We start from the raw sequence: 17,141 nt of genomic DNA, 5'->3' as shown, positions 1-17,141 counted from the left end.
ATACATGACCTCGAACCGCTCCGATCAGGAACAGCCCCGGGAGTACCAGGAATTTTCTCCCCGCAGGTTTATTCTCCAGGTACAGGGATTAGGCCGCTATATATTGTCCAAATGGCTGATCATTTTGGCCGTGGCCCTCGTCTTTGGTATCGCAGGGGCTGCCTATGCCCTTACTAAGAAGCCGCAGTATGTTGCTGAAATGACATTTGTGCTGGATGAGGAAGCTACACAGTCACCGAAGAGCGGTATTTCGCAGCTGAGCGAGGAGCTGGGCCTTGGCAGCGATGCCGGAAGCGTATTCAGCAGTCCTACCAATATCGCGGAGCTGATGATGTCGCGGCTGCTTATCGAAAAGACATTGCGCAGCACAGTCAACGTGGAAGGGAAAAATGTCCTGCTGGCGGATTTTTTCCTGGACTCCCTGGACTATAGGGAAAAATGGATGAAGAAAAGCCGCTTCTATCACCTCGACTTCCTTGCAAAAAAGACGGATAAACAGGAGGCGTTGTTCGGGAATGGTATCATGCGGTCCATGTACGAGACCCTGATCGACCGGAATCTCAAGATCGATAAGAAAGGGAAGGGGACCACCATCATCTCCGTCCTCTGCACCAGCACCCACGAGCTGTTCTCCAAATTCTTCCTGGAAGAGCTGATGCACACGGTGACGCAATATTACATCGAAAAGAAGACAGAGCGCGCTAAGATGAATGTGGACTTTATCCAGCAGCGGACCGATTCTATCCGGCATGCTTACAATATAGCCTTATACGGCCGGGCGGAATTTGCGGACGCTTTTTTTAATCCCAACCGGCAGCTGCCCATGGTTACCCGCGAGCGGCAGCAGACGGATATCCAGATCCTCCGGGCCTCATACATAGAGCTGACCAGGAGCCTGGAATCGGCCAAGACAGCCCTCATGCGGGATACGCCGCTGATCCAGTACCTGGACCAGCCCGTGCTTCCCCTGAAAGTGCTGCGAAGCAGTTGGATAAAATTTGCGCTGATCGGTTTTTTCCTGGGCGCCCTGCTGGTCATAGGTTATTTTCTGTGGAAAAAGATATGGATACAGTTACAAAAGATCTGACTAAACACTAAAACTTCGACGATATGTTAGTTCGTAGAATGCTGCGCTTAGCGAAAAGAGTGGTCCTGGGCACGCCACCTCCTCCTGCCCCCGAGCCGCCTAATTTCGGGATCAAAACAGGCACGGGCACCACCATCGGCAGGCCGCGAAGGCCCATTGATGGCAAGCAATATATCAGCTTTGGCAACAACTCCTATCTGGGGCCGGAGGCGTGGATCGCTGCTTATGATCACTATCCTTACAGCAACCAGCAATTCACCCCCCAGATCATCGTCGGCAATGATGTGTTCATCGGCGGGTATGCCTCCATCACAGCCGTCAATAAGATCATCTTTGAAGATGGGGTGGAGACAGCCGATTTCCTGTATGTGTCGGACCATATCCACAGCATCACGCCCGAAGAAGGCGTGCCTATTCGTAAAAGGAGGCTGATATCGAGAGGGTATGTGAAGATCGGCGCTTATTCAGGAATTGGGATCAATGTATGCATATTGGCCGGCGTTACCCTGGGTAAGTATTGTGTCGTAGGCGCACAGTCAGTGGTCACCCGCTCCTTTCCGGACTATAGCCTCATCAGCGGTAACCCGGCGGTGCTGGTGAAAACATATTCGCCTGAATTAAAAAAATGGATTGATCCGCCCGCCGAGGGCCTTTAACATTCGGGGAAAAAAATAGAGCTTCTGCCGCAGGCTGGAGTGAGACCAGACCCATTTCATTTCCCCGCGGCTGATGCGGTGCTGCTTTATAGCCTGATCGATGAAATGATCCTGCAGCCTCCGGAGCCGCCGGCCGTAATGAAGCGCATTCACCTCCAGCAGCAGCCGGTCTCCCCGCTGCCGCAAAGTTGCCGCCATGCTCCGGCGAAGGAGCAGGTCCTTTTTATACATGACGATACGGCTCTTGCTGTAGCTTCCCGGATGGTGCCGCATCAATGTCCGGGTGTGGTCCCCTTCCAGGTATTGGAAATGAAGCCCCGAGATGGCGGCACGGAAAAGATACGCATGATCCTCCACCCCCTGCAGCCGGGTATCAAAAGGGCCGATGCGGTCGATGGCCGCCTTCCGGAACAGGCCACAGCCCAGCTCGAAAATATTCCCTTCCACGACTGCCCGTATTAATGGCCCCCCCCTCCCGGATATGCGGGGCATCCAATCCTTCATGGGGTCGCCCCACCGGTTGAGTAAAAGGATCCCCGGTGCATCCTCGCTAAAATAACGAACGGCTCCATAAACGACATCTGTGGCGGAATGCTCATCCAGGTAGGCCAGCTGCCGGCTGAATTTCTCCGGCTCCAGGAGGTCGTCGGCATCGAGGAATTGGATACAGTCGCCCCGGGCATGCAGCAATCCTGTATTCCTGGCCGCCGGCTGGCCGCTGTTCTCCTGGAAGACGTAATGGATCCTGGGATCGCCACCCATCATGCTTTGTACGATGTCAGCCGTCTCATCCGTGGACCCATCGTCGACGACCCAGCATTCCCATTGGGTAAAGCTTTGCCGACGGAGGCTTTCCAATGCCTCCGGCAGATATTGCCCGTAGTTATAGCATGGAATGACTACGGAGATACGGATGCCCTTGCTGTCAATCTCTTCCACCATTGCCGGATGATCTTTTTCAGTAGAAATATATTTTCATCAACATGATACCGTCCTCTCTCGGGCAGTGTCCTTTCCCGCAGGCTTCTTTCGATCAGCTGCTTCCATTCCGGGATGAATTTTCCCAGCCCGCCGGGAGAGCCCGTTTTGGAATCCGTATGGACCCTGTAATAGGATAAATTTTCGGTGGTATGACGAAATGAATATTTCCTGCTGGCCCTGAGCCAGAGATCGAAGTCCATGGCGTAATGAAGGCTCCTGTCAAGGCCGCCGAGCTCATGCAGCACCCCCCTCCGGAAAAAGATGGAAGGCTGCGGCGGGCAAAAGTGCGGTTTCCAGTACTGTGTCAATGTCCTGTGCGTGACCTGCGGGGTATGAAGTACGCGCAGCTGCTTCCCTTCAGGATCCACCATGCGGCAGGTGCCGCAATAAAATGAGAAGGGCTGTTCCTGGTATGCCCGGGCCACTTTATAAAGGGCATCCTGCTCATAGTAGTCATCGGAATTGATCCAGGCGGCAATCTCCCCCGTAGCAAGGGCAAAGCCTTTTTCCAGCGCTTCACTTTGTCCTGAGTCGGGCTCGCTGACCCAGCGGCTGATCCGATCGGCATATTTACGGATGATCTGTACCGAATCGTCCGTGCTGCCTCCGTCTATAATAATATATTCCAGGTGGGGATAGTTCTGCGACAATACGGACAGGATGGTCTGTTCAAGATATTGTCCCTGGTTATAGCTGGGCGTAATGACGGATATCCGTGGCCAATCCCTCGTCATGCTTTGATCAGGTTAAGGGTCGCCCTCTTCAATCCGGAAGGCATCATCTTCTTGATCCGTCGGATCAACCTGTTCGGACTGCCATTCACAGGCTCGATAGTCTCCCGGCGAAGGAATATATTCCGGACCTCCCTGTAATAACAAGGCAGGGATGAATAAAATGCATGATCCTCTTCCCGCAGCCTCATGCCATAATCGTCGTATAACCTCCGCAGGTCGGGACGCTGGTCGGGATGGAAGCGGGAGTAATCTTTGTGCAGCCTGTTCTGCTGCAGGTCAAATCCGCTGAAATGAAAGAATACCAATTTCTTTTTTGGGGCTACCCGGAATTCCCCTCCGATGTCCTCCAGGTATCGCTCATGCAGGTTCCATGGCGCCATATTATAACCGGTATGCCTCAGTACTTTTACACGGGGGAAATAAATAGGAACGAGGTTGATCCACAGCTGGTCGGTGAACAGGCCTTCCGCAGGCCGGTCATACCCCTGCGCATACGTCCTTTCTTTCCACCAGTACAGGAACCGCTCGGTATTGTGACTTTTTTTCAGGGCCAGGAACCCCAGGTTATAAAGGCCATAGTTCAGGAAGAGCTTTTCTCCCGGTGTTCGCCCATCCAATGGGATGGGTGTGACGACATGGGGGGTGAGGATGATATCCCCGGCAAGAAAGTATATTTCCATTTCCCGGAGGGGACTGTACAGGCTGATATCCGGGTCAAGGTACACGACATGCTGCGCCTGCCGTTGCTGGAAGAAATAAAGGAAGAATGCCGGTTTGAGGCAGGTGTTCAGCTCGATGATCGAATATTTTTCAGCCAGCTGCTGCATCGCCGGCTCTATGTCTGCGGCAGTCACCACTTCGAAGCCAAAGGACAGGTAGTCCACTTGTTCCAGCTTCGTATCCACCAAACCCAAAACGAATTTCCAGCCAGGCTGGTGTTGCCTGACGGATGCTGCCAGGACCTTTGCCTGTGCCAGGTAATTGTTGCTGCAAAGGGTAAATATTATTTTACTCATAGTAATGTCTTCAGGAATGAAGGAACTTTTTCACAGATGTTTTCGCCTTTGCCATCGCTCGTTCCAGGATTCCCCGGCGTTGAGGTACCACGGGCGCCTTCGGTATGGAATGAGAGAGCTGGTAAAGGTCAGCGGCCCTGTCCGGAATAAAGAACCTGGGATGCACCATCTCGCCCAATTCCCGGATAGGAATATTGGCATGGATATCTTTTTCATTGGTGGTGCGGGTTCCCCCACTGCCAAATCCTATATTGCTTACCAGGTTCACGTTGGGGGTGATGCACAGCCCATTGTTGATCATGATGGAAAAGGCCAGCGGATAATCCCAGGTATCGATCCGGCCTTCGTACACCTGCCTTGTCATGGCAAGGCACCATTCGGCTGTGTGTCGGTCGGGAAAGACGGATTCCATCAGCCGGGTCTTTTCGAACTTTTCAAACAGGGACATGGCGGGATCATATTTTTCCCATACACGTCTCCAGCCAGCCCAGCCCCAGATGGAAGCAATGCTGGAAAAATAATAGCTGGCGCTGCCGCTCTGCCTGCCAAACTGCAGGTTGGAGCCGCCGATATGCATGACCCGGTCATCGTGCCTGTACCTTTCCAGCAATTCCTGGCAGTAATAGAAGAATGTCTCTCCTGGCAGGCAATCGTCCTCCAGGATAATGCCTTCCTCTTCCTGCTGAAAGAACCAGGTGATAGCGCTGCTCACCGCCTTTTTGCACCCCAGGTTGGTATCGCTGTAGCGGGTTTGTACCTGGCATTCCCAGTCAGGGCTGACGACGGCCCTTGCCGCCTGGCAGTTCGCCGCATCTTCGGGGACGGTGGCACGGGGACCATCGCCCGCAACATACAATCGCTGAGGACCATATCTCCTGATCGCATCGAATACCCTTGCCGTGCGGTCCGGGCGATTGAACAAAAGGAGCAGGACGGGCGATTTGGTGGTGCTCATGCGGTGTGTTTTTTGAAGTCGAATACATCCAGCTGCGCCTGGAAAAGATCTGCTTCCTTATCAGGAACGAAAAATACTGGATGCGTCAAAGGAAATGTTATCTCCTCCACGGGGATCCTGGATAGCAGGTAGTTGTCGGCAGCCAGGGGATCGTCTGTCTTCGAATAGCCCAGGTTACTGATAAGGTTGACATTGGGTACGATACACAGCCCGTTATTAATGACAAGGGAAAAACCATATTGATGATCCCATGTGCTGATCTTCCCCTCGTAGTTCATCTGGAGCACATGCATGACATGCGCAGCGACGCGTTCATCCGGCAGGATGGTTTTTATCAGCCCCGAGGCTTTGAACTCCGGGTACAGGCTCATCTGCACGTCGTATTGCTCCCAGCTTCTTTTCCAGGCCGCCCATCCCCACACCGAAGGGATGGAAGAGAAATAATAGGAAGCATCCCCTCGCTTCTGTCCGAATTGCAGATTGGTGCCCGATATATGCATGACCCTTTTGTCGTTACGGTATTTTTCCAGCATGCTTTCGCAAAAGGAAAAGAAGGACTGGCCGGGCAGACAGTCGTCTTCCAGGATGATGCCTTCATTTTCTTGTGAAAAGAACCAATGGAGCGCCTCGCTGACAGCAGCTCTGCAGCCCAGGTTGGTTTCCCTGAACAAAGTCCGCACCTCGCAGTCCCAATCCACCTGTGCCACGCTTTCTCTCACCCGGGCGCATTTCTCAGCGCTGCCAGGATTGCCCTGCACCGGGCCATCCGCGGCAATATAAAGCTTGCGGGGCCTGGCCTTCCGGATCTCCTGAAAGACGAGCTTCGTAGCGGCAGGCCTGGCGAATACCAGCAGCAGGACCGGCGTCTCTAAAGGATTTGTCATATTCGAAAAGTAACTATTTAATGTTGCTCCCGTATGGCGGGAACATTAAGTTTTTGTGAACCCGTCCTCCCCAGCTGACATTCGATCGTAAACTTCCACATGGAGAGGAATCGCCGCAGGTTGAAATATTTGGAAAAAGAATAAGCGCACAGGTAATACACGATCCGGACATAGGTGTAGTCCAGCTCCCACAATTTCCTGAGGAAGACATGCATGGCATGCCAGTGATGAAGGAAATAAACTTTCTCGGGGACCTCATCCACTGAAAGAGGAAGCAGATGCTTCCATTTTTTACTGACAAGACAGGCGCTTTCCATCCATTTCCTGTCCGGCCTCCCCTCAGAATAGTGATGGATCAGCACATCGAATACCACGTACACATGATACTTCGTATTCACCTGCAGCGAATAATCGATGTCATAGCCATGGAAGCCCGGGAACATTTGTTCGTCAAACCTGAATTGATCAAATACGTCCTTCCTTGTGCAAAGCCACACCCCGTCTACGGCAATGACCCTTGCCCTGCTGGCATCAGCTCCAATGTTGGTCGTACGGATCCGATCGGCAGCCATCCCCTGTTGCTTATAATGCTGCACCAGGTTAATATGATTACTTCCGACAGGCAGGCTCCACGAGGAGGGTACCCGGCTCTTCGCATCCCCGCCGGCAACACCCAGCAGACCGATAGCGGGATCATCCAGGTGTCTGCATATCTTTTGCCCCCAGTCCCTGGTCTCAAAGGAAATATCCTCGTGCATAAAACAAAGGATGGGAAATTGTGCACGGTCTGCGCCCTCGTTGTAAGCCGCGCAGATGCCATATCTGTTTCCCGAATTGTCGATAGCGATCACCTCGTAAGGCACGCCGATGGTGCCGGCTATATGCAGCTCCAGCCTTGACAGCAGCTCCTTGTTCACAGAACAGATGATGATGGATATCATACGGCAGTGATGCTAAAAGTTGTTTTAATGTTCAGTATGCCTGCCGCACTGTCCCTTGCATGCCCTTCGAAGGTATCCAGCACGGTGAGGCGCGTGGTCGTATGCCAGATGTCGATCCACTTGTCGGCATACACACCCGCTTCGATGACATAACGTCCCTTGCTCACAGGCAGGGCAAAATGGATCCGCAGCTGATGATCCCCGGGTTCCAGCGCGAACTGGCTTCCGAAGAAATCCATGCTGTTCACATACAGCAACGAGCTGCCATCGTTTTGCAGTATCCTGAAATTGAGCTCGCATCGGGTCAGCCGCGTCAACGCACGGAAAGTAAAGACGATACAACATTCCTCCCGCGTATAGCAGCTATGCGCATCGGAGGACGTCTGCCCCTCCAGCCTCCACTCTGTAAAGAAACCCAGCTCGTTGTCCGGATAAACGCCCCTCACCCCGTTCTCGGCATCCGTCTCCGGCCCCTGGTAGCTTTCCAATATCTGGTCCACCGTTCCGATGCGCTGTACCTGGCCTTTGTCCAGCAGCAGCCCCCGGCTGCATAAATGTTTAATGGCTACCACATTGTGGCTTACAAAAAGCACCGTCCTCCCATGCCGCAGCGAGACATCCTGCATCTTACCCAGGCATTTCTTCTGGAACTCGGCGTCTCCTACCGCCAGCACCTCGTCGATGATGAGGATCTCGGGTTGGAGATGCGCCGCAACGGCAAAGGCCAGTCGGACATACATGCCGGAGCTGTAGCGCTTCACCGGCGTGTCGATATACCGCTCGATGCCAGAGAAATCAACGATCTCGTCAAACCTGCTTTTGATCTCATGTTTACGCATGCCAAGGATGGCCCCGTTCAGGAAGACATTCTCCCTTCCGCTGAGGTCGGGATGAAAGCCCGTACCTACTTCCAGCAGGGAAGCCACGCGGCCGTCCATCTTCACAAATCCCTTCGTCGGCCGGGTGATCTTGGACAGGATCTTCAATAAGGTGGACTTCCCCGCGCCATTTTTGCCTATGATCCCGAACACTTCTCCTTCCTTTACGGAAAATTCGACGTCCTTCAGCGACCAGACAAAACCTGACTGGCTCTTCTTTTGCCGGTCGTTCACCTCGGCCACCGGCTCGAATGGGTCCGTTCTTCCCCGGAGCTTACCCCACCACCGGGTGAGATCATGACTGAGCGTACCGGTGCTGATCTCTCCCAACCTGTACATTTTCGATATGCCTTCTACGGAAATAATGTCGCTTTTCATGATCGCGGATTAGATGCTATCGATAAAGTTTTTTTCTACTGCATTGAAAGTGAGGATACCCAGGCTCATGAACAAGATGACGCACGCCGTGTCGTATCCCAGCAGCGCCCAGCTGAAATAACCCTGCCCTGAGAACCCGTACCGGAATGCTTCGATGATCCCCGTCATAGGATTGGCCAGGATCAACAGGCGGTAGCTGCCGTTGCCGTAAGATGACATCGGGAGGATGACAGGGGATACGAACATGAGCAATTGGACACCAAAAGTGGTCAGGTGGCTGAGGTCTTTATAGCGGGTGGTAAGGGAGGAGATGATCATACCCGCTCCCAACCCGAGACCGGCGATGAGCAGGATCAGCAAGGGAAAGAGGAGCGCATATGCGTTGGGCCTGACCGTAGGCGTCTTTATGAGGAAGTAAGTGTAAACCAGGAGGAAAACGATCAGCTGAATGAAAAGCTTTACCAGGTTTGTCAGGATCAGCGATAAGGGAACGATGAGCCTGGGAAAGTATACCTTACTGAGAATGGGGTTGTTATCGCGCAGAAAAGTCGAGGTGCGCAGCACGCATTCCGAAAAATAGGCCCAGAGCACCAGGCCGCTGAGATAGAACAGCAGCGGGGGAAAGTCGGAATGGTAGAGATTGCCCACCCGGGCAAAGACAATGACGAAGGTGAACGTGGTCAGCAGCGGTTGAAGAAAGAACCACAGCGGTCCCAGTATAGTTTGTTTATAGATGGCGAGTATATCCCGGCGGACCAGGATGAAGAGAAGGTCTCTGTAATTCCAGATCTCTTTCAGATCCAGGGAGAAAATATTTTTTTGCGGCGTAATGGTCTCTCTCCAGGTCCTTTTCATTGCGTTCGGGTTCATGCGATTTAAAGTTAGGACTATCCGCTGGCCATCCGGCCGGACGGCTTTTACCCTTTTGTTAACTCTTTGAATAAAAAAGGAGGCCGCCACTTTGTCAGCGACGGCCCCAGGAGGTTTAGCGGATACTTATTCGAAGTAATCAGCAGCCATTAATTAGTAGAAGTAGAGAGCCAGGTACCCGTGGTAGTCCAGGCATCAGTGGAGAGAACTGCACCACGCTGTGTGGTTCCGACAAACTGTGTCAGACCAAGCGCAGCCAGGTTAACACCACCGCTGAGGGCGGGAGAGCCGGGCAGCGGCTTCAGGGCGCCGTCCAGTTTGAAATCGCCGAAAGCTCCAAGAGCGGTGTTGTTCAGGCCAGCCAGCTTGCCCAGGGTAGCCGCGTCGTCAGTGACGACAGCAGGATTGCCTTCGATGCTGGAAGAAACGATAGGATGAGCTGAGTTTGTCTGGAAGATGTTGTAAGCGATCAGCACGGAATCAGACAAAGAAGCATTCTTGGCAACCAAAGGCTTGGTAGTAGGCGTGCTTACGACTGCCCAGGGCTGTGCTTGTGCAATGATCAGGCTGTTTACCAGGCGGAGGCGGGAATTTCTTCTGAAGAAGATCTCTCCGTCATAGTAGTTGTGGTTGCCGTCACCCGTTGCGCTGGCCGTATCAGCAGGGCCGATGAAAGTAGCGTTGGCGATGAAAGGCAGCGTATGAGGACCAACAGCTGTACCGCTGGCATCGTTGTCGCTTTCAATACCATGAGAACCGGAGTTGTCATTGATATTGAGTCTGTAAGCGATGATGAACTGCAGGTTGCCATGGTAGCCTTCGTCGAAGTCGTATTCGTCATCCTTAGGGCTGAAGTCCAGCAGGTGGTCGCAGTTAACAGAACCGCCGAACCATTCGAAACCGTCGTCGCCGGAGTTGGAGACTTCAACGTGGTTGAACACGGTGCCGTTGCCTACGCCGCAGAAAGTAACGCCATTAACTTCCTGGTTGGGCTTGAGAACCACGCCGCCACCGAACTCAAAACGGTTGTAAGTGACGGAGCCTGAATTGTCGGCATCGTTGGTGCCGCCATAGCTGTTGCGGGGATCAGAAGAGGGAAGCGCTTCGAAAGTATTCGTGGTCGCGCCGGTAGCCGTGTGGATTGTAGCATTGCCCAGGAGGACAAGACCGCCCCAGTCGCCGAAATGACGGGAGCCGGCAGGCTTGGTAGAAGTCCAAACGATAGGTGAAGTGGGCGTGCCATTGGCAATGATCTTGGCGCCTTTCTGAATTACCAGGGTACCCTTATTATTGGCGAGGTTGACCGTGTCAGGTGCAACACTACCAGCGCTGCCCTTGATCGTTACACCAGCGTTAATCCGCAAAGTTACGCCGGGGGCAACATACACGATGCCTTTCAGGTAAGTAGTCCTTACAACCGTTGTGTCATGGGAGATCGTTCCTACCAGTGTGTCAACGCCCGAAGCGCCACCGGACACCAGTTCTTTGCTCTCGTGAAATCCGTCTTTTTTACAGGAGCTGGCGAAGATCACAGCTACACCCATGCATGCGAAAATGAGCTTTTTCATTTGTCGATTTTTAATTAATTGGTTTGAAATTAAGGTCAGTTTTTAGGGTGGATCGGAGAATGCGGAGAATTACGTTTCGAATAAGGACGTGAAGGTAGAGTGCCAACATGATCGAATGATTAACGCAGTATTATCATAAAGGAACGTTAATGTTAACTAAATAATTTTATCAACAAATAAGGATGCCCCGTCGACACGACGAGGCATCCCTCAAAAAGGGCATTCGAAAATAATCAGCATGTCTTCGAAAGACTAGTTGGTAGCAGTAGAAAGCCAGGTACCAGTGGAAGTCCACAGGTCACTGGTGATAACAGCACCGCGTTGCGTAGTGCCTACAAATCCGGAAGCGGATAAGTTAACACCGCCGCTGAGAGCAGGAGATCCGGTGGTAGGAGCCAGGGCCCCGTCCAGCTTGAAATCTGCAAAGGTGCTCAGTGAGGAGTTGCTCAGCCCGCCCAGCTTGGCCAGCGTAGTCGCGTCGTCGGTGACTACGGAAGGATTGCCTTCGATGCTGGAAGTGACAACGGCATGCGAGCCATTGGTCTGGAAAATGTTGAAAGCGATGAGTACGGAATCGGTGGTCAGATTAAATGCGCTGGCAACCAGTGGCTTGGTAGTAGGTGTGCTCACTACGGCCCATGGCTGTGCCTGGGCAACGATGAGGCTGTTCAGCAGTCTCAGGCGGCTGTTCCTTCTGAAGAAGATCTCGCCGTCATAGTAGTTGCCGGGTCCGACGCCGCTGGTGGTGTCGGCAGGTCCGATGAAAGTAGCGTTGGCGATGAAGGGCAGCGTATGAGGATTGCCATTCGTTGCGCTGGCATCATTGTCCGTCTCGATGCAATGGGAGCCCGAATTGTCATTGATGTTAAGCCGGTATGCGATGATGAACTGCAGCTTACCATGGTAGCCTTCATCAAAGTCGTATTCGTCGTCTTTGGGGCTGAAGTCGACCAGGTGGTCACAATTGACGGCGCCGCCAAACCATTCGAACCCGTCATCGCCGGAGTTGGTGACCTCAACGTGATTGATCACGGTGCCATTACCCACGCCGCAGAAAGTCAGACCGTTGACTTCCTGGTTAGGCTTGGCGATCACGCCACCGCCGAATTCCAGGCGATTGTAAGTCATGGAGCCGGAATTGTCAGCGTCATTGGTGCCGCCATAGCTGTTACGGGGATCAGAAGAAGGAAGTGCTTCGAAAGTATTGGTGGTTGCACCGGTAGCAGTGTGAATAGTAGCATTCCCCAACAGGATGACGCCACCCCAGTCGCCGAAATGGCGGGAGCCGGCTGCAGCCGTAGAAGTCCAGACGATAGGTGAAGTGGGCGTACCATTGGCTATCAGCTTCGCGCCTTTTTCAACGACCAGGGTACCTTTATTATTGGCAAGGTTGATCGTATCGGGAGCAACGCCACCGGGGCTGCCCTTGATCGTGACACCGGCGTTGATCCGCAAAGTCGCGCCGGGGGCAACGTATACGATGCCTTTCAGATAAGTGGTTCTTACCACCGTTGTGTCATGGGAGATCGTTCCTACCAGTGTGTCGACGCCGGAAGCGCCGCCGGACACCAGTTCTTTGCTCTCGTGAAATCCATCTTTTTTGCAGGAGACAGTGAAAAGCGTAGCTACGCCTAAGAAGGCGAAAATGATTTTTTTCATCTAATGAAGGTTTTAAATTAATGGAAAGGTTTGATTGTACTTACACTGACTATTTTCGAATGTTGGATGAAGTTAGTAAGGCAACATGACCGGATCATTAACACGATATTAACAGAAAGAGATGTTAGTGTTAAGCGATCTCCTAGTTATTATAATTTGTTTGCAGGGGAAGAAAATTAGTCCAGTCTTTCAACCAATTGTCAGTGCCCAATGCCCCCCGGTAATCCACTTTATTAAAGAAGGCATCATCAAAGGGAGCATCGAAATGGGCGCCAGTCAGCAAAGGAGATCCTGTCTTCGGCATGGGGTCCGGGTGCCGGTCATAATTGAAAGGATCCGTCAGCACCAGATCATTGGTGTTCAACAGCAGCTGGTTTCCAAACGGGGTTTGGAGCATATATTGTTTAAAGTCGGCGGAGGTGGCTGTGCCAAAGGTGCCCGGCTTCAGGTAGAATGCTCCTGAGCTGTCAGTACAGTGAACGATGGACCAGGTGAGATCGGCTTGTCCATTGGAAATGGCCGTCGCCACGGCGGCATCGTCCAGGTACCATCCTGCTTTGGGGAAGCTGAGGACCACGGAATTCCTGATATGGAACTTTGCGCCGCCCAAAGCAACGAAGCCGGCTGCACGATGACCTGTTTCCGAATATTTGCTGCTTGTCTGCGCCGGGTCGGGTCCCAGCACTGTCAGGTTGGAGATGGACGGCAAGGTCGTGTCGTCACGGATCAGCATACCCGCCAGGGCGTCGCCCGGGTAATAGCTGCTCTGGTTATCCGGAAAATAAGGGTGACGATAGGCTAAAATATATTGCAGTCGTCCCGTATATCCCTGGTGCAGATAGAAGTCGGAGCCAACGGATGCATAAGAGGCCAGGTACTTTGCATCACAATCCCCTCCCGCAAACTCGAACGACGGGTTCAGGTAGGAGTAGCTCACCTGTACATGCTCGATGCTGGTGGTCTTCGAAACATTATGCAAATAGAGCCCTGCTGTTACATCACCCTGGTACCCCCCGGCAAATTCGATCCTCACATAATGTAATGTCCCCGAGGTGGCGGACGACGGGGCGCCCGAATTGCCATAGATCCAAAGGCCGTTCCAGCGATGGCCGGCATTGGTGTTGTTGCCTGATATGCCGACGCCTGCAGTGCCGGCATAGGCGGTGCTTGTAAAAACGATGGGGGCCGTGGCGGTGCCGTTTGCCTGAATGGTCGCTCCTTGCCCGATAATGATGGAAATATTATCATCGACTTTAATCAGCGTGCCCGCGTCGATGATAAGGTCCTGTCCGCTATCCCTGGCCAGCCAGGTGGTGAGGATATACACCGTATCCTGGAAAAGATGGATTGATTTTCCCGCCAGTCTGCTGTCATTTCCTGCGATCGTTATTTCCGGCTTGGCCCTTTTTATGAATGGCGAATATTTTTTACAGGCTTGCCCGTACAGCATCAGCAACGGGAGGATGACGGGAACCAGGAACTTATTTTTATTTTGCGACATGTTTGTAGTCATTTGGAATTCTTAAAATGTGTAAGAAACCGAAAATGAATAGGCTCTTTGGGGATCGATGCTGATGGGCGTATTATCGACACCGGCGAGATAATTGGTCGTCTTGCCGCCTGGCTTAACGGTCACAGGGGTGTCGAACTTCTTATTGCCATTGAGGTCCTGGTATAGAATATATCTTTTTTTCAGCAAATTGATCACATTCAGTTTCAGCTTACATTTATTTTTAAACAAGGACTGGCCCAGGACCAGGTCGACCATATCCCTGGATCTCACCCGGTAGTGTGGAACCATGGGAATATTTACACCATTGGCAAGATGCACCGCCAGATCGGAGGTTCCCAATTCATTGATATAATCACCTGTTTTATTATAGGAAGCCGTGATCTCAAAACTGTTGTTGAATGCCAGCAGGCTAACGCCTCCATTCATGATATAATCCGGCTGGCCGGTGAGCGTGTGTTCGCTGAAGCTGCTGAGCACAAAGCTATTGATCTGCTTGCCCGACACTTTCGACCGGATGATGGATGCGTTGCCGAAAATGGTAATATGGGCCAGCCAGGGCGCGAAGGGTATGAAATCGAGCTTTTTCCTGAACTCTGTTTCCAGGCCCTTTACATAGGCCTTCCCGCTGTTGATGGCGTATTTGGTGCTATAGTCGTTGCCCAGATCGGCACGGGCATACTCGATAGGGTCCTGTATATTTTTATAGAAGGCGGAAAATGAAATGATCTCTCCGGAAGAAGGGAACCACTCGAACTTGAGATCATAGTTGCGCAGAGAGGTACTTTTCAGGCGGCTGTTGCCGGAGGCCAAAGAAAAGGATGCCAGGTCATAGCGCTGGTAATCGGCCAGGTCTTTCAGGTCCGGGCGGATGACAGTATTGGAATAGGCGCCTCTGATGTTTATATCAGGGATGGGACTATAGACGGCATTTACAGAGGGAAGGAAATTAAAGGTTGTCCGGGACGCAAATTTTTGAGGCTGGAGCTCGGGGTCCTCGAAATTGCTGTAATACACCGGGCTATACAAATTCACCGTCTGCTGGTAGCTTTCCACGCGTAGTCCCCAGATGATACGGATCTTCTTTCGGATCGTGTTCTCAAGACTTTCATAAGCCGCCAGCAGGCTGCTGCCCGAATTGTAATTTCCGCTGCCGCCTAACAACGCTGCGGTACCCACGTCTATGCCCGCCCCATAAAAAGGAACGTAGCTGGAAGGTGCCATCAGGCTTTCTATCGACGGACCGCCAAGATGGGAGACGGGAAGCACGGTGCCGGTGTTTTTCCTTTCCCTGTTCTGGAAGAGGATGCCGCCTTTCAACAGCTGCTTATTGTTCAGCAAACCAAAGGGGGTGGTGAGATTGAATGCCCCCCCGTATATGCGATCTTTAGTAAGGCTCCAGGCCCTGCTGTTGATCACCAGCGCCTGGGTGAGATCGGCGGGATTGGCGCTGGTATAATAATTCCCGGTTACGGAGTCGTATGTCAGCACATAGTTCCTGAGATCAGGGGTATTGGTTGTAATGGCAGTCGTATTCACATTCCACTCCAATTTCGTTTCATTGTTTTTCCCTGTCCTGTGCTCGCCTCCCAGGATGCTGTTCAGGATGCTTTTTTGTTCGATATAATATCCCAAACCCAATATCCTCTCGGGTCTGCCTCCTACAGGAGGGTTTGGGGTATATGCCTCCGTGCTGATGATCATATCCGGGCGGCTGGTAAAGGTGCTGTTGAACACATTGGTATAGAAGTTCTTTAGTGACACCTTGTTATTGCCAAAACGATAGGCTATATTCAGGATTCCCCCGAACTCGACGGTGCCACGGTAGCGGGTGTCTTTGAAGGAATAGGAAAACCCGCGGATCGTATCATGGGGTGAGCCTCCGATGGAAAGCAGCGGGTCTCTGACAGTGGTCTCCTGTTCAATGATCTGTATCTTGCGGTAGTTAAGCGCAGCCACGATGCCCAGCTGGGTGTCATCCTTGAATTTAATGGTCTTGCCATAGCCCAATTGTCCGGTGGGATTGATCCTGGCAGGTCCGTGATTCATTGGCGCAAGGTTATTGGGCAGCTGCTTTAAATACCTATATTCTTCCTGCAGGCTCAGATCCGCGATGGTAGTCCTGCCCGCGCCGGTGGGAAGGCCCTTTGGCAGATCGCGGATGCTCCCTCCGTATCCAAGCCATTCCATTTTACCTCGCCGGTCGCCATAAAAATCCTTTCCATAGGTGCCGTCCGCAAATCCTCCCTGCAGAAGGAGGGAGAAAAAATCGGTGGAAGGGAAATCCTTGGTATTGATCTGTACAATGCCGCCTCCGAAGTTGCCGGGCATATCCGGTGTGGCGGTCTTATTAATGGTGATATTATCCAGGACGGCGGCGGGGATCAGATCGAAAGCAAAGGCATTCCGGTTCGTTTCCGTGCTGGTCATTACAGCCCCGTTCAGCGTAGTCTGGTTATACTGATCTCCAAGACCCCTCACCACGACAAAGCGATTGTCTTGTACGTTTACCCCGGATACTCTTTTGAGGATCTGACCGGCGTTGTTGTCGGGTGTTTTACGAATAGCTTCCAGGGATATGCCGTCCGACATGGCCGCACTGCGTTTCTGGGCCGAGTAGACGGAGGACTGCGATTCTTTTTTGGCACTGGCCGTGACCACCACCCCTTGCAGCTCTTTGGTGGCTGATTCCAGCAGGATATCCTGGAAAGTGCTTTCCCCGGGCTTAATAACTACACCGGTGATCTCCTTTGTTTTGTGTCCCGTATAGGAATACCGTATGGTATAAGTGCCCTCGGGAAGGGAAAGAATGTAGGTTCCATCCGTGATCGTGGTGGTTCCGTATTTGAGGCCTTTCGCCGTGATGGTTACGCCGGCCAGCGTTTCATTGGTGGCGGCATCCTGGATCTTACCGGTGAGCTTCCCAGACCCTTTTTGCGCAAATACCAGGAGAGAGAGCTGGAAGGTGCAAAGCGACAAAAGGCACAATCGTATCCAGGTCCTGTTGATATGTTGATGCATTGC

Annotated in this window: 14 protein-coding genes; 2 read left to right on the top strand and 12 right to left on the bottom strand. The window is 52.4% G+C overall.

The features are described from left to right. Positions 1 to 4 precede the first annotated feature (4 nt). Both Q4E93_RS07430 and Q4E93_RS07425 read left to right on the top strand, forming a co-directional pair. Positions 5 to 1,087 carry a Wzz/FepE/Etk N-terminal domain-containing protein gene (locus tag Q4E93_RS07430; RefSeq protein WP_303583903.1) on the top strand — a complete coding sequence of 361 codons (1,083 nt, stop codon included), beginning with the start codon at positions 5 to 7 and terminating at the stop codon, positions 1,085 to 1,087. Positions 1,088 to 1,110: 23 nt separating this feature from the next. Continuing rightward, complete coding sequence (locus Q4E93_RS07425) at positions 1,111 to 1,743, top strand: acyltransferase (protein WP_303583901.1); 633 nt, start codon at positions 1,111 to 1,113, stop codon at positions 1,741 to 1,743. Here Q4E93_RS07425 and Q4E93_RS07420 read toward each other — a convergent pair. The 12 genes from Q4E93_RS07420 to Q4E93_RS07365 form a co-directional block, all read right to left on the bottom strand. Continuing rightward, positions 1,705 to 2,685: a glycosyltransferase family 2 protein gene (locus tag Q4E93_RS07420; protein ID WP_303583899.1), complete on the bottom strand. Its 981-nt coding sequence runs from the start codon at positions 2,683 to 2,685 to the stop codon at positions 1,705 to 1,707. The two genes, Q4E93_RS07425 and Q4E93_RS07420, sit on opposite strands and share 39 nt — an antisense overlap. Next, on the bottom strand, positions 2,643 to 3,458 hold the full coding sequence (locus Q4E93_RS07415; RefSeq protein ID WP_303583897.1) for a glycosyltransferase family 2 protein: 816 nt from the start codon (positions 3,456 to 3,458) through the stop codon (positions 2,643 to 2,645). Before Q4E93_RS07415 ends, Q4E93_RS07420 begins: the two co-directional genes overlap by 43 nt. Next, entirely contained in the window at positions 3,455 to 4,474 is a 1,020-nt protein-coding gene (locus Q4E93_RS07410; protein WP_303583895.1) for a glycosyltransferase family protein, read from the bottom strand. Before Q4E93_RS07410 ends, Q4E93_RS07415 begins: the two co-directional genes overlap by 4 nt. A 10-nt stretch (positions 4,475 to 4,484) precedes the next feature. Continuing rightward, positions 4,485 to 5,429, bottom strand: a complete 945-nt coding sequence (locus tag Q4E93_RS07405; protein WP_303583893.1) for a hypothetical protein — start codon at positions 5,427 to 5,429, stop codon at positions 4,485 to 4,487. Next, entirely contained in the window at positions 5,426 to 6,313 is an 888-nt protein-coding gene (locus Q4E93_RS07400) for a hypothetical protein (RefSeq protein WP_303583891.1), read from the bottom strand. Before Q4E93_RS07400 ends, Q4E93_RS07405 begins: the two co-directional genes overlap by 4 nt. 17 nt (positions 6,314 to 6,330) lie before the next feature. Beyond that, positions 6,331 to 7,254, bottom strand: a complete 924-nt coding sequence (locus tag Q4E93_RS07395; RefSeq protein ID WP_303583889.1) for a glycosyltransferase — start codon at positions 7,252 to 7,254, stop codon at positions 6,331 to 6,333. Further along, positions 7,251 to 8,510 (bottom strand): ABC transporter ATP-binding protein, encoded by a 1,260-nt coding sequence (locus Q4E93_RS07390; RefSeq protein WP_303583887.1) that lies wholly within the window; start codon positions 8,508 to 8,510, stop codon positions 7,251 to 7,253. The genes Q4E93_RS07395 and Q4E93_RS07390 overlap by 4 nt, the downstream gene beginning before the upstream one ends. A gap of 9 nt (positions 8,511 to 8,519) precedes the next feature. Further along, positions 8,520 to 9,380 carry an ABC transporter permease gene (locus Q4E93_RS07385; RefSeq protein ID WP_303583885.1) on the bottom strand — a complete coding sequence of 287 codons (861 nt, stop codon included), beginning with the start codon at positions 9,378 to 9,380 and terminating at the stop codon, positions 8,520 to 8,522. 149 nt (positions 9,381 to 9,529) lie between these two features. Continuing rightward, entirely contained in the window at positions 9,530 to 10,948 is a 1,419-nt protein-coding gene (locus Q4E93_RS07380) for a hypothetical protein (protein ID WP_303583883.1), read from the bottom strand. Between the two features lie 252 nt (positions 10,949 to 11,200). Then, complete coding sequence (locus Q4E93_RS07375) at positions 11,201 to 12,607, bottom strand: hypothetical protein (protein WP_303583881.1); 1,407 nt, start codon at positions 12,605 to 12,607, stop codon at positions 11,201 to 11,203. A gap of 142 nt (positions 12,608 to 12,749) precedes the next feature. Next, positions 12,750 to 14,108, bottom strand: a complete 1,359-nt coding sequence (locus tag Q4E93_RS07370; protein WP_303583879.1) for a hypothetical protein — start codon at positions 14,106 to 14,108, stop codon at positions 12,750 to 12,752. Positions 14,109 to 14,129: 21 nt separating this feature from the next. Next, complete coding sequence (locus Q4E93_RS07365; protein WP_303583877.1) at positions 14,130 to 17,138, bottom strand: TonB-dependent receptor; 3,009 nt, start codon at positions 17,136 to 17,138, stop codon at positions 14,130 to 14,132. Between the last annotated feature and the right edge of the window lie 3 nt (positions 17,139 to 17,141).

Source organism: Flavitalea plasmicola, from assembly GCF_030546645.1.
Taxonomy (GTDB): Bacteria; Bacteroidota; Bacteroidia; order Chitinophagales; family Chitinophagaceae; genus Puia.
Note: the sequence above shows the minus strand (reverse complement) of the source record. Positions and strands in the feature narration are given on the sequence as shown.